This is a genomic window from Nocardioides zeae (assembly GCF_010686755.1).
GTDB lineage: Bacteria > Actinomycetota > Actinomycetes > Propionibacteriales > Nocardioidaceae > Nocardioides > Nocardioides zeae.
In genome coordinates this window covers 17,507-30,377 of sequence record NZ_JAAGXA010000022.1, presented here as the reverse complement: position 1 = coordinate 30,377, position 12,871 = coordinate 17,507, and the positions used below count along the sequence as shown (strand labels likewise).

Genomic DNA, 12,871 nt, shown 5'->3' with positions numbered 1-12,871 from the left:
GAACGCTAGGCTCAGCCCCGCTCGTGGTCTGCCGCGAGCGCCCTCGCCCATCGCCGATCGACGAAGGTAACCACGATGCAGCGCAGCACCTTCTCCCCCGCCTCCGCGCGCGGCCGCCGCCGTGCGGGACTCCTGCTCGCCGGTGCGGTCCTGGCCGTGCCCGCGCTCACGGGGTGTTCCAAGCTGACCGGCTTCGACGTCGAGACGGACCGGCCCTACGTCCCGGCCCACGGCGCGAACTACCGCGTCGCCTCGCTGGACGCCCCGGTCGCCGTCACCGGCGTCGTCATCGTCTCGGGCCAGGACGGCAGCGGCACCCTCATCGCGACGTTCGTCAACAAGACGGTCGAGCCGGCGGAGACGCCGACCATCACGACCGAGGCGGTCACCCTCGAGGGCTACGAGCCGACCGAGCTCCGCGGCAACGAGATGATCAACCTGGCCTCCGACGAGGCCGTGGCGCAGTACGCGCCGATCATCGTCGAGGGCGACCTGGTCGCCCAGGGCGCCTCGATCCCGTTCACCTTCGGCGAGGGCGAGACGGCGCGCGAGCTGTGGGTGCCGGTCGTCCCCAACGAGCCCCGCGAGCTCAAGCCCGCCGTCGGCGAGCACCACGAGGGCGAGGAGGGCGGCGAGGGCGACCACGGCGACGCCGTCACCATCCCGACGTGGTGGGAGGGCCTCGACCGCAGCACCGAGCCGCAGCCGGCCCGTCCCACAGTCACCCCCGACGCCAGCAACGGCGCCGACGAGAGCACCGAGGGCTGACCCGATGACGTACACGCTGGTCCTGCTCCGCCACGGCGAGAGCGAGTGGAACGCCAAGAACCTGTTCACCGGCTGGGTGGACGTGGCCCTCACCGAGAAGGGCCGCGGCGAGGCGGTCCGCGGCGGCGAGCTCCTCCGCGAGGCGGGCGTGCTGCCCGACGTCGTGCACACCTCCCTCCAGCGGCGCGCGATCAACACCGCGGCGCTCGCGCTCGACGCGGCCGACCGGCACTGGATCCCCGTCCGTCGCTCGTGGCGGCTCAACGAGCGTCACTACGGCGCGCTCCAGGGCAAGGACAAGAAGCAGACCCTCGAGCAGTACGGCGAGGAGCAGTTCATGCTCTGGCGCCGCAGCTTCGACGTGCCCCCGCCGCCGATCGACCCCGACGACGAGTTCTCGCAGAGCGGCGACCCGCGCTACGCCGACCTCGGCGACGAGGCGCCCCGCACGGAGTGCCTGAAGGACGTCATCGCGCGTCTCCTCCCCTACTGGGAGTCCGACGTCGTCGCCGACCTGCGGTCGGGCAAGACGGTGCTCGTCGCCGCGCACGGCAACAGCCTCCGGGCGATCGTGAAGCACCTCGACGGCATCTCCGACGACGACATCGCGGGGCTCAACATCCCGACCGGCATGCCGCTCGTCTACCGCCTCGACGACGACCTGCGCCCCACCGTCCCCGGTGGCGAGTACCTGGACCCCGAGGCCGCCGCCGCCGCTGCCGCCGCGGTCGCCAACCAGGGGCGCTGACCCGCACCACTCCACGACCGAAGGGCCCGGAACCATCCGGGCCCTTCGTCGTTCCCTGCCACCGGCAGCCGCACTACGCTGGGACGTTCGAGGTCGTCGTACCCCTCCGGCGGCCGCCGACGTCGAGGAGAGGACGTGTCGCTGGCCGCCGTCGAGCCCGATCGCCCCGAGGAGTTCGCGCCCGCCCTGCGCGCCGCGGTCGACGCGAGCGGGCTCGGTCTCGAGAGCATCCAGCGCCGGCTGGCGCAGCGGGGGGTGCGCATCAGCGTCGCGACGCTGAGCTACTGGCAGACGGGCGCCCGCACGCCGGGCCGGCGCGCGTCGCTCGAGGTCGTGGCGCAGCTGGAGTGCCTGCTCGACGTCCCGCGCGGCTCCCTCGTGGCGCTCGTGCCGCCGCCGCGGCCGCGGGGGCCGGTCCAGCGGCGTACCGACGAGGTCACCGTCCCGCGGTTCACCGAGCGGGAGGCCGTACGGCGCGTGACCGAGGCCGTCGAGAACCCCGACAGCCTGCTGCTCGGCCGCCTCTCGCACCACGACGACGTCGTCATCGGACCCGACCGCCGGCTGGCCGCGGCCCGCACCCGGATCGTCGGCCGGGCCGAGGCCGACGGGCTCACCGGCATGGGCATCACCCAGTTCCTCGACGACCGCACCGCCGGGACGCCGCGGCTCGCGGTGCGCTCCGGCGGACAGGTCGCGCACGAGGTGCTCGACGCCGACCACCGGGTGGTCGGCGTGGCGCTGCGCTACGACGAGCCGCTGCAGCGGGGCGAGAGCGTGCTCATCGACTACGAGCTGACGACCGACGGGCCCGGGCCCAGGGATGCCTCGTACGACGCCAGCTGCAGCCTCGCGGTGCGCGAGTACGTGCTGAGCGTGCGGTTCGACCCCGACGACCTGCCGAGCCGGTGCGAGGCCTACCAGCTGCAGCGGGACGGCACCCCGGTCCGACCGCGCCGCCGCATCCGTCTCGACCGGCGGGGACAGGCGCTGCTCGTCGCCCTGGACTGCCCGCCCGGCACCGTCGGCATGGCCTGGGAGTGGGACGCCCCGCTGGACGGGCGGGTCAGCGGGCGCTGACCGGCTGCTCCCCCGTCACCACGAAGACGACGCGGTTGGCGACCGAGACGGCGTGGTCGGCGATCCGCTCGTAGTAGCGGCCCAGCAGCGCGAGGTCGACCGCCGCCTCGATGCCGTGCGGCCAGTCCTCCTGGAGCATCGCGGAGAACGTGTCGCGGCGCAGCTGGTCCATCTCGTCGTCGATGAGCACGAGGTCGGCCGCGGCGCTGGCGTCGCGGTGGGCGATGACGTCCTGCACGCGGGCCGTCATGGTCGTCGCCACGGTGGCCATGCGCTTCAGGGTCGGGCGCACCGACTCGGGCACGGCGATCTCCGGCACCCGCAGGCGCGCGATCTTGGCGACGTGGACCGCCAGGTCGCCCATCCGCTCGATCTCCGCCACCATGCGCAGGGCCGCGACGACGACGCGGAGGTCGCCCGCGACGGGGGCCTGGAGGGACAGCAGGGAGAACGCCTTCTCCTCCACGACCTCGCGGAGCAGGTCGATCTCGCGGTCGCCCGAGATCACGTCCTCGGCGACAGCGACGTCGCCCTCGAGGAGAGCGGTGGTCGCCTGCCCCACCGAGTGGCGGGCGAGGCCGGCCATCGTGGCCAGGTCGTCGAACAGCCCGTCGAGCTGCTCGTGGAAGAGTTCGCGCATGGGCCGGACGCTACGCGTCGGCGCCACCCCGCGGCGCCCGTGGCGTGAACGACCGGTGAACAGTCCCCTGCCGGGCGTCTTCGTGGTCAGGGGCACCGGAGGCCGCCGCGTACGATCGCCGCGTGGATCCGACGACCCAGGCCTTCGTGGCGGCGCTGCTCGGCGCCCTCGTCGCGGGCTCGGCCGTCTTCGCGTGGCACGTGAGCGACCGGCTGCAGCGCTCCGCGCCGCCCCCGCAGGAGGTGCGGCTGCCACCGGGTGTCGCGAACGTCCTGTCGGTGCTCCGCAGCAGCGCCGTGGTCGTGGACGAGGACGGCACGGTCCTCAAGGCCTCCGCCCCGACGTACGCGCTCGGGCTGGTGCGCGGCCGCGAGCTCGTCGACCCGGTGCTGTGCTCGATGATCGACGACGTGCGGCGCGACGGGCAGATCCGCGAGCAGGAGATCTCGATGACGCGGCCGGGCTACCCGACGCGCACCGTGGTCGCGCGCGTCGCCCCCCTGCGGTCCCGGCTCGTGCTGGCGCTCATCGAGGACCGCACGCGGGAGCACCGCGTCGAGGCGGTACGGCGCGACTTCGTCGCCAACGTCAGCCACGAGCTCAAGACGCCCGTGGGCGCCATCCGGCTGCTGTCGGACGCCGTCGTCGAGGCCTCCGACGACCCCGAGGCCGTCGAGCGGTTCGCCATGCGGATGAAGAAGGAGAGCGAGCGGCTCTCCGTGCTGGTGCAGCAGATCATCGAGCTGTCGCGGCTCCAGGGCGACGACCCCCTCGAGCAGGCCGACCCCGTGTCGGTGCACGACGTCATCGACGCCGCCATCGACACGAGCTCGATCGACGCGAGCGCACGGTCCGTGACGCTCTCGGTGCAGTGCGAGAGCGACCTCGTCGTGCTCGGCAACGAGGGGCAGATCGCGATGGCGGTGGGCAACCTCGTCAAGAACGCCGTCACCTACAGCCCCACCGGCGCGACCGTCGCCGTGACCGCCCGCAGCCTGGACTCCTTCGTGGAGATCGCCGTCACCGACCAGGGCATCGGCATCCCCGCCGCCGACATCGAGCGGATCTTCGAGCGCTTCTACCGGGTCGACCCGGCACGGCACCGCTCGACCGGCGGGACCGGCCTGGGCCTCTCCATCGTCAAGCACATCGCCGCCGTCCACGGTGGCGAGGTGCGGGTGTGGTCGGTCGAGGGCCAGGGCTCCACGTTCCGCCTGCGCCTGCCGCGCAGCCACGACCTGCCCGACGAGGACGAGGCGCTGGTCGTGCCGCCCCCGTCCCGCACCCCCGAAGAGCCCCGCGCGCTCGTGACGACGACCCCGTCGCCCGAGGCGCGCGCCACCCCCCCGGCCCTCGCGGCCCAGCACCAGGAGGAACGCCCGTGACGCGGGTACTCGTCGTCGAGGACGAAGAGAGCTACAGCGATGCGCTCGCCTACATGCTCCGCAAGGAAGGTTTCGAGGTGGCCATCGCCGCCGACGGCAACACCGCGCTGACGGAGTTCGACCGCAACGGCGCCGACATCGTGCTGCTCGACCTCATGCTCCCCGGCATCCCCGGCACCGAGGTGTGCCGTCAGATCCGGCAGACGTCGAGCGTGCCGGTCATCATGGTGAGCGCGAAGGACGACGAGGTCGACAAGGTCGTCGGCCTCGAGCTCGGCGCCGACGACTACGTGACGAAGCCCTACTCGCCGCGCGAGCTCGTGGCGCGCATCCGTGCCGTCCTGCGGCGGGGTGCGGAGCCGGACCTGTCCCCCAGCACGCTGGAGGCCGGCCCGGTGCGCATGGACGTCGAGCGGCACGTCGTCACCGTCGACGGCAACGAGCAGCGGCTGCCCCTCAAGGAGTTCGAGCTCCTCGAGATGTTCCTCCGCAACCCGGGTCGCGTGCTCACCCGCGGGCAGCTCATCGACCGGGTCTGGGGCTCCGACTACGTCGGCGACACCAAGACCCTCGACGTGCACGTGAAGCGGCTGCGGGCGAAGCTCGAGCCCGACCCGAGCGAGCCGAAGTACCTGGTGACGGTGCGCGGGCTGGGCTACAAGCTCGACCTCTGAGGCTCCCGGGGCTTCCCGGGGCTTCCCGGGGCTTCCCGGCGGGGTCGCCGGCGGGGTCGCGGCAGGGGTTCGACGGAGCCTGGCGCGAAACGCGGTGCCGTCCTGTCGGTGCCGTGCCCTACGGTTCCCGCGTGACCACCTCGGCCCGCCCCTCCGTGCCCTCCGGCACCGCCTCCGCAGACGCGCCCCGGAAGCCCGCGGCGTCGTGGCTGCCGGTCGCGGCGGGCGCGGTCACGCTGCTGCTGTGGGCCTCGGCGTTCGTGGGCATCCGTCACCTCGGCAGCGACGTGCCGCCCGGCGCGTTGTCGCTCGGGCGCCTGCTCATCGCGGCCGCGGCGCTCGGCGCGCTGCTGCTCACGCGTCCGGCCGGCAGCCGACGGTGGCCGGCGCGGCGCCACGTGCCGCTCCTGCTGCTGTGCGGCGCATCCTGGTTCGGGATCTACAACCTGGCGCTCAACGCGTCCGAGCAGCGCATCGACGCCGGCACCGCAGCGCTCGTCGTGCAGGTCGGCCCCATCCTCGTGGCCCTGCTCGCCACCGTCTTCCTCGGCGAGCGGCTGCACCGCTGGCTCGTCGTGGGCATGGGGGTCGGCTTCGCCGGGGTCGTCGTCATCGCCCAGGGCTCGGCCGGCCACGAGAGCGGTGACCTGACCGGCGTGCTGCTCGCCGTGGTCGCCGCCGCGACGTACGCGGTGGGGGTGCTGAGCCAGAAGCCGGTCCTGGCCTCCGCGGGCCCCCTCGAGACCACCTTCCTCGCCTGCGTCATCGGCGCCGTCGTCTGCCTGCCGTGGGCCGGCGAGCTCGTCGACGTGGCCGGCACGGCGTCGGTCGGCACCGTGCTGGGCGTCGTCTACCTCGGTCTGCTGCCCACCGCGGTGGCGTTCACGACGTGGGCGTACGCGCTGTCCCACACCAACGCGTCGACGCTCGCGCTGACGACGTTCCTCGTGCCGTTCCTCGCCGCGGCGCTCGCGTGGCCCCTCCTCGACGAGGTGCCCCCGCTGCTCGCGTTCGTCGGTGGCACGCTCTGCATCGCGGGCGTGCTGCTCACCCGCCGGAAGCCCCGCGCCGAGGTCGCGGGACCCGTGCCCGACGCCGCCGGCGACGTGCGGGCGTAGCGCTCCCCCACCAGCCCCACCCACCCCCGGGTCGTGGTGCGAGGCCACCGCTTCCCGCAGGCCTGGCACCACGACCGCGGGGGGCAGGCGGGGGCGGGGGGCGCCCGTCGCGCAGGCCCCGGAAATGGGACATCGGTACGCCGCGGGGCCGGCCCGCGCCGTACCAAGCGCACACTTCCGCGGCCGGCGGCCAGGCGAGCCCGACGCACCCGCACCCACCCACCCACCACCCGGTTCGTGGTGCGAGGCCACCACTTTCCGCAGGCCTGGCACCACGACCGCGGGGGGCAGGCGGGCGCGGGGGGCGGGGCGCGGGGGCGGGGCTAGTTCAGGCTGCTCGACCCGCCGGCCTCGGCGTCGCCGGCCTCGAGCCACCCGCGGAACGCCTCCAGGTTGCGGGTCGACTCGCCGCGCTCGCGGCGCCACTCCCACTCCTTGCGGATGGAGGAGGCGAAGCCCAGCTCGAGGATCGTGTTGAACGACTCGTCGGCGTAGGTCAGCACCGAGCCCAGGAGCCGGTCGAGCCCGGCGGGCGTGACGGCGTCGAGCGGCAGGCGGGCGTCGAGGTAGATGTCGCCGGTGCGATCGATGGCGAAGGCGACGGCGTACAGGCGCAGGTTGCGCTGCAGCAGCCAGCGGTAGACGCCCTCGTGGTTCTCGTCGGGGTTGCGGCACACGAACGCGTGGACGCCGAGCGCGTGCCGTCCGACGTCGAGCCGCACGGGGATGGTGAGCTTCCGCTCCCCTGGCAGCGACAGGGAGAACACGCCGGGGCTGAGCTCCTCGTGCTCCACCTCCTCGGCGACCAGGTGCGCACGCACCAGCGCGACGACGGGGTGCTCGACCTCGGGCTCGGGCGGCTCGGGGCGGTCGGTCACGCGCGGCCTCCCGACGTCGTGGTGCGGAGGGCGCGGCGGGCGTCGTCGTACGCCGCGAGGGTCGCCTCGGCGCTCCGCTCCCAGGCGAACCCGCGCGCGTGCTCGAGCGCTCCGGCCGACAGGGCGAGGCGGCGCCGCTCGTCGCGGAGGAGGCCACGGAGGGCGTGGGCCCAGTCGCCGGGCTCGTGGGTGTCCACCAGCAGGCCGCTGTGCTCGTGGCGGACCGCTGTCACGAGGCCGCCGACACCGGCGGCGACCACGGGCGTGCCCGCCGCCTGCGCCTCGAGGGCGACGAGGCCGAAGGACTCGTTGTGGGACGGTACGGCGACGAGGTCGGCCGCGGCGTACCACCAGGCCAGCTCGGCCTGCGCGACCGGCGGCACGAAGCGCACGACGTCCTCCAGGCCGAGCGTGCGGACCAGCTCGGCCAGCGCCTCGGGACGCTCCCGGCCGGACCCGGACGGCCCGCCCACGATCGGCACCACCAGGCGGTCGCGCAGCGCGGGGTCGCGCTCGAGGAGCACGGCGACGGCCCGCACGAGCACGTCGGGCGCCTTGAGCGGCTGGATCCGTCCGGCGAAGAGCACGACGAGCGCGTCGACCGGCAGGCCGAGCGCGGCGCGCACCGTGGGGCGGTGCTGGGGCCGGAACCGCGCCAGGTCGACGCCCGGGTGGACGACCCGGACGCGCTCGGGCGCCGCGCCGTACAGGCTCACCAGCTCGTCGGCCTCGCGGTCGGTGTTGGCGACGAGGAGGTCGGCGGCGTCGACCACCTGCTCCTCGCCGATCACACGCATCGCCGGCTCGGGCTCGTCGCCCGCCGCGAGCGCACTGTTCTTGACCTTCGCCATCGTGTGCATCGAGTGCACGAGCGGCACCGCCCAGCGGTCCCGCGCCAGGGCGCCGACCTGCCCGGAGAGCCAGTAGTGGGAGTGCACGACGTCGAAGTGGCCGAGGGGCGCGGCGGCCTCCTTGCGGAGGACCTCGCGCGCGAAGGAGCACAGCTGGGCCGGGAGGTCGGCCTTGTCGATGCCCTCGTAGGGCCCCGCCACGAGGTGGCAGACGCGGACGTTGTCGGCGACCTCCACGACGGGCGCCAGCCGCGACGAGGTGGCCCGGGTCATCACGTCGACCGCGACGCCGAGGGCGCCGATCCGCCGGGCGAGCTCGAGCACGTAGACGTTCATGCCGCCGGCGTCGCCCGTGCCCGGCTGGTCGAGCGGCGAGGTGTGGAGACTGATCATCGCGACGCGATCCATGCCGCCCCTCCGTCCTGTCGTCCCCCGCCGTCGTCCCCGCGCGGGGCCGACCGCCATTGTCCACCTCCGGCCCAACCGTCCGGCACACGGCTGCTCCGGCGCCGGGCCGGAGGCTGCCAGACTGCGGGCATGAGCGTCGAGACCGACCCCCGCCCCCGTCGTACCGCCGTCGTCACCGGCGCCAGCAGCGGCATCGGAGCCGCGACCGCCCGCACCCTCGCGGCGTCCGGCTTCCGGGTCGTGTGCGCGGCCCGGCGCGCCGACCGCGTCGCCGCGCTCGCCGAGGAGATCGACGGCGTGGCCGTGGCGTGCGACGTCACCGACGCCGACCAGGTCGCCGGCCTCGCCGCAGCGGCCGGCGAGGTGGTCCACGTGCTCGTCAACAACGCCGGCGGCGCGTTCGGCAGCGACGCGGTCGAGCACGCGGACGCGGAGCAGTGGAAGGCGATGTACGACGTCAACGTCATCGGGCTCCTCCGCGTCACCCAGGCGCTGCTCCCCGCCCTGCGGGCCAGCGGGGACGCCGTCATCGTCAACGTGGGGTCCACCGCCGGACGGGTGGCCTACGAGGGCGGTGGCGGCTACACGGCCGCGAAGCACGGGACGAAGGTGGTCACCGAGACGCTGCGGCTCGAGCTCGTCGCCGAGCCGATCCGGATCTCGGAGATCGCGCCCGGGATGGTGCACACGCCCGAGTTCTCCCTCGTGCGCTTCGGCGGCGACCAGGAGAAGGCGGACCAGGTGTACGCCGGCGTGCGCGACCCGCTCGTCGCCGAGGACGTGGCGGACGCGATCGTCTGGGTCGCGACGCGGCCGAGCCACGTCAACATCGACCAGGTCGTCATGCGACCCCGTGCCCAGGCAGCCCAGCACAAGGTGCACCGGGAGCCGCAGGGCTGAACCACCCGGCGGCGCGACCCCGGCCGGTCGGGCGGGCAACGTGGTTGCAACCTGCCCCGACGGAGGGTGACGTCGGTGGAGTGACGCCGGTCACTCTGCCGGCGAGGAGGAGCCCGTGGCACCAGTCGGAGTGATCGAGCCCCCGGTGGTCGGCTGTCGGGGCACGTCGCTGGTCAAGTTCCACGCCCCCGAGATCGTGCTCGGTGTCGGCTCGCTCGCCGAGGCGGGCTTCGCCGCCGCCCGTCTCGGCGCGCGGCGTCCGTTCGTGGTCACCGACCCCGGGATCCTCGCCGCCGGCTGGGTCGACGAGCTCCTCGCGCACCTGCGGGACGTCCGCCTGCGGCCGGTGGTCTTCCACAGCGTCACGCCGAACCCGAAGGACCACGAGGTGCGCGCCGCGCACGAGCTGTACGTCGCGAGCGGGGCCGACGTCATCATCGGCATCGGCGGCGGCTCGGTCATCGACGCCGCGAAGGGCGTCGCCATCCTCTCGGGCAACGGCGGGGACATCCTGGACTACGCCGGGGTGGACCGGGCCACGCGGCCGATCCCGCCGATGCTGATGATCCCGAGCACCTCGGGCAGCGGCGCCGACGTGAGCCAGTTCTGCATCGTCACCGACACGGACCGGTCGGTGAAGCTGACCATCATGGGGCGCGCCCTGGTGCCCGACATCTCGGTCACGGACCCGCGCCTGCTCGTGACCATGCCCGACGACCTCAACGCCGCGACCGGGCTGGACGCCCTCACCCACGGCATCGAGTCGTTCGTCTCGCTCGCCCACAACCCGCTCGCGGACGTGCACGCGCTCAACGCCGTCGGGCTCGTGTGCCGCTTCCTCCGCCGCACGCTCACCGACCCCACCGACACCGAGGCGAGGAGCCGGATGGCCCAGGCGAGCCTCGAGGCCGGGCTGGCGTTCACCAACGCGATCCTCGGCGCCACCCACGCCATGAGCCACCAGGTCGGCGGCCTGCTCGACGCGCCCCACGGCGTCGTCAACGGCGTGCTGCTGCCCCACGTCATCCGCTACAACGCGCGGGCGGTGCCGCAGCGGTTCGTCGACCTCGCCGGCGCCGCCGGTCTCGACGTCGACGGCGCCGACGGGGAGAAGGCCGCGGAGCTCCTCGCCGAGCACGTGCGGCGTCTCGCCGACGACGTGGGCGTGCCCTCCGGCCTGGCCGCCCTCGGCGTGGCCGAGGCCGACGTCCCCCTGCTCGCCCGCACCACGCTCGACGACGCCTGCCTGACCACGAACCCGCGCCCCGCGACCGAGGACGACGTCCTCGACCTGTTCCGCGCGGCGCTCTAGGGCAGGCGGTGACGTGAGCCTCGACGTACCGGCCCCGGGGGCGCGCCCCGACCTCGCCACCCTGACGGGGGTGCGGTCCGGCAAGGGGTCGTACTACCGGGCCTACGTGCGCTCCGACGAGCGCACGCAGCGGGCCGTGCGGGCCATGGACTCGATCTCGCGCGCCCTCGTGCGCACGGTCGAGGGGCCGCGCGGGCTGCTCGAGGAGGTCGTGCGCGCGGCCGCCGCGCACCTCGAGGCCGAGTGGACCCTGCTCGCCGTCTCCGACGGCCACCTGCCCGGCGCCCGGCCGCGGTTCCTCGCGTGCTCCGGCACGCCGGACGGCTCCGGGCTGCAGGTCGTCGACGACGAGACGCAGCTGCCGGCCTTCGTGCGCCGCGAGCTGGGCGCCGTCCGCGCCGGCCACGCCACGCGCACCGCCGACGACGGCCGCTGGGTGCGGGTGCCCATGTCGCTCGAGGGACGCCACATCGGGGCGCTCGTGGGGCTCCACGGGCTCCCGGTCGAGCCCGAGCCGGGCGACCTGTCGGTGCTGCGGATCCTCGCCAACCAGGCGGCGGTGTCGCTGCACACGTCGGAGCAGTACCACGCGGGGCTGGCGCTGCACCGGCGGGCGCAGCTGCTCGTCGACGAGGCGCAGGCCCAGCGCCGCGACCTGGAGGCCCGCACGGCCGAGCTCCGGCACGCCGAGCAGCGGCTCCTCGTCGCCCACCAGCGCGAGCTCGTCGACACCGAGCGGCACCGGATCGCGCGCGAGCTGCACGACTCGGTGACGCAGTTCGTGCTGTCGGCCGGAATGGCGGTCGAGGTCGCCCGCGGCGAGGCCGCGGCGCTGGGCGTCGAGCAGGTGGCCGCACCGCTGTCCACGGCGAAGGACCTCACCCGGGAGGCGGTCGACCAGCTGCGGCGGGCGATCTACGCGCTGCACCGCCCGCACAGCGACACCGTCGCCACCCTCCCCGAGCTGCTCCACGAGCTGACGGCCCACCACCGGCCGCACCTCGCCGTGCAGATCCGCGTCGAGGGCCAGGTGTCCGAGCTGCCCGCCGACGCCGACCACGAGCTGGCCCGCGCCGTCGGCGAGGCCCTCTTCAACATCGTGAACCACGCGGGCGCCACCCGGGCCGTGGTGCGCATCCGCTACCGGCCCGACCAGCTGCGCGTCACGGTCGCCGACGACGGCTGCGGCGACCCCGCCGAGCTCGCCCGGATGCTGCGGCTCGAGCGGGGCACGACCGCCGACGGCCGCCACCGCGGGCTCGCCAACATCGAGGCCCGGGTGGCCGACCTCGGCGGGACCCTCGCGTTCCGCCGGGCGCGGTTGGGCGGCGTACGCGTCGAGCTCACCGTGCCCCTCCCCATCGTCGGCCGCGGGTCGTCGCTCATCTCCGACCTGGTCGGCGCCGCACCCCCACGAGAGGAACCGTCATGACGCTCAGCCCTGCCCACACCGCACCCGTCGCTCCCCCCGGGACCGTCGGGATCGTGCTCGTCGACGACCACGCGATCGTGCGGCAGGGGCTGCGCTCCATCCTGGAGCGGGAGCCCGACCTGACGGTGCTGGGCGAGGCCTCCACCGCCGCCGAGGCGCTCGCCGTCGTGGCGCGCGTGCAGCCCGACATCGTGCTGCTCGACCTCAAGCTGTCGACGTCGTCGGACACGGAGGGCCTCGAGCTGTGCGCGCGGCTGGTGGCGGAGCACCCCGGGCTGGGCGTGCTGGTGCTGACGACGTTCCTCGACGACCAGCTGGTGCTGAGGGCGATCCGGGTCGGGGCGCGGGGCTACGTCGTGAAGGACGTGGACACGTCGGGGCTGATCCGCTCGATCCGCGACGTGAGCCGCGGCGGGAGCGCCTTCGACGCACGGAGCGCGGCCGCGATGGTGCGGGGGCTGAACGCGCCCGAGCCGGCCGGCAACCAGCACCTGACGGAGCGCGAGCAGGAAGTCCTGCGGCTGCTCGCGCGGGGCCACTCCAACCGGGCGATCGGCGAGCGGCTCTACATCTCCGAGACGACGGCGAAGTTCCACGTCGGCAACATCCTGCGCAAGCTCGGCGTGTCCCGCCGCGCCGAGGCCGTGTACGAGGCGGGGAAGCTGGGGCTGCTCTGA

13 protein-coding genes are annotated in these 12,871 nt (G+C 74.5%); 10 read left to right on the top strand and 3 right to left on the bottom strand.

Going from position 1 to position 12,871, the window contains the following annotated elements; translation table 11 throughout:
• Positions 1–75 precede the first annotated feature (75 nt).
• The 3 genes from G3T38_RS19950 to G3T38_RS19940 all read left to right on the top strand — a co-directional run bounded on the left by G3T38_RS19950 (position 76) and on the right by G3T38_RS19940 (position 2,596).
• On the top strand, positions 76–768 hold the full coding sequence (locus tag G3T38_RS19950; protein ID WP_163774499.1) for a hypothetical protein: 693 nt from the start codon (positions 76–78) through the stop codon (positions 766–768).
• Between the two features lie 4 nt (positions 769–772).
• A complete protein-coding gene (locus tag G3T38_RS19945; protein WP_163774497.1) occupies positions 773–1,516 on the top strand; it encodes a phosphoglyceromutase in 744 nt (247 codons plus the stop codon).
• Positions 1,517–1,651: 135 nt separating this feature from the next.
• Positions 1,652–2,596 (top strand): XRE family transcriptional regulator, encoded by a 945-nt coding sequence (locus G3T38_RS19940; protein WP_163774495.1) that lies wholly within the window; start codon positions 1,652–1,654, stop codon positions 2,594–2,596.
• Here G3T38_RS19940 and phoU read toward each other — a convergent pair.
• Entirely contained in the window at positions 2,583–3,236 is a 654-nt protein-coding gene (phoU, locus tag G3T38_RS19935; RefSeq protein WP_163774490.1) for a phosphate signaling complex protein PhoU, read from the bottom strand. The two genes, G3T38_RS19940 and phoU, sit on opposite strands and share 14 nt — an antisense overlap.
• A 122-nt stretch (positions 3,237–3,358) precedes the next feature.
• On the opposite strand from phoU, the gene G3T38_RS19930 reads away from it, so the two are divergent.
• From G3T38_RS19930 to G3T38_RS19920, 3 genes are all read left to right on the top strand, one after another.
• Complete coding sequence (locus G3T38_RS19930; protein ID WP_163774488.1) at positions 3,359–4,621, top strand: ATP-binding protein; 1,263 nt, start codon at positions 3,359–3,361, stop codon at positions 4,619–4,621.
• Positions 4,618–5,295: a response regulator transcription factor gene (locus G3T38_RS19925; RefSeq protein WP_163774485.1), complete on the top strand. Its 678-nt coding sequence runs from the start codon at positions 4,618–4,620 to the stop codon at positions 5,293–5,295. Before G3T38_RS19930 ends, G3T38_RS19925 begins: the two co-directional genes overlap by 4 nt.
• A gap of 131 nt (positions 5,296–5,426) precedes the next feature.
• Positions 5,427–6,413 (top strand): DMT family transporter, encoded by a 987-nt coding sequence (locus tag G3T38_RS19920; RefSeq protein ID WP_338037780.1) that lies wholly within the window; start codon positions 5,427–5,429, stop codon positions 6,411–6,413.
• A 323-nt stretch (positions 6,414–6,736) separates the two neighbouring features.
• Here G3T38_RS19920 and G3T38_RS19915 read toward each other — a convergent pair whose 3' ends face one another.
• Complete coding sequence (locus tag G3T38_RS19915; protein ID WP_420846841.1) at positions 6,737–7,291, bottom strand: type III secretion system chaperone family protein; 555 nt, start codon at positions 7,289–7,291, stop codon at positions 6,737–6,739.
• A complete protein-coding gene (mshA, locus tag G3T38_RS19910; RefSeq protein WP_163774483.1) occupies positions 7,288–8,550 on the bottom strand; it encodes a D-inositol-3-phosphate glycosyltransferase in 1,263 nt (420 codons plus the stop codon). The genes G3T38_RS19915 and mshA overlap by 4 nt, the downstream gene beginning before the upstream one ends.
• Before the next feature lie 129 nt (positions 8,551–8,679).
• Here mshA and G3T38_RS19905 point away from each other — a divergent pair, with 129 nt between their 5' ends.
• The 4 genes from G3T38_RS19905 (at position 8,680) to G3T38_RS19890 (ending at position 12,871) form a co-directional block, all read left to right on the top strand.
• Positions 8,680–9,450, top strand: a complete 771-nt coding sequence (locus tag G3T38_RS19905; RefSeq protein WP_163774480.1) for an SDR family NAD(P)-dependent oxidoreductase — start codon at positions 8,680–8,682, stop codon at positions 9,448–9,450.
• A gap of 115 nt (positions 9,451–9,565) precedes the next feature.
• A complete protein-coding gene (locus G3T38_RS19900; RefSeq protein ID WP_163774478.1) occupies positions 9,566–10,762 on the top strand; it encodes an iron-containing alcohol dehydrogenase in 1,197 nt (398 codons plus the stop codon).
• Positions 10,763–10,775: 13 nt separating this feature from the next.
• Positions 10,776–12,194, top strand: a complete 1,419-nt coding sequence (locus tag G3T38_RS19895; RefSeq protein ID WP_163774476.1) for a MadS family sensor histidine kinase — start codon at positions 10,776–10,778, stop codon at positions 12,192–12,194.
• Positions 12,191–12,871 (top strand): MadR family response regulator transcription factor, encoded by a 681-nt coding sequence (locus G3T38_RS19890; RefSeq protein ID WP_163774474.1) that lies wholly within the window; start codon positions 12,191–12,193, stop codon positions 12,869–12,871. The genes G3T38_RS19895 and G3T38_RS19890 overlap by 4 nt, the downstream gene beginning before the upstream one ends.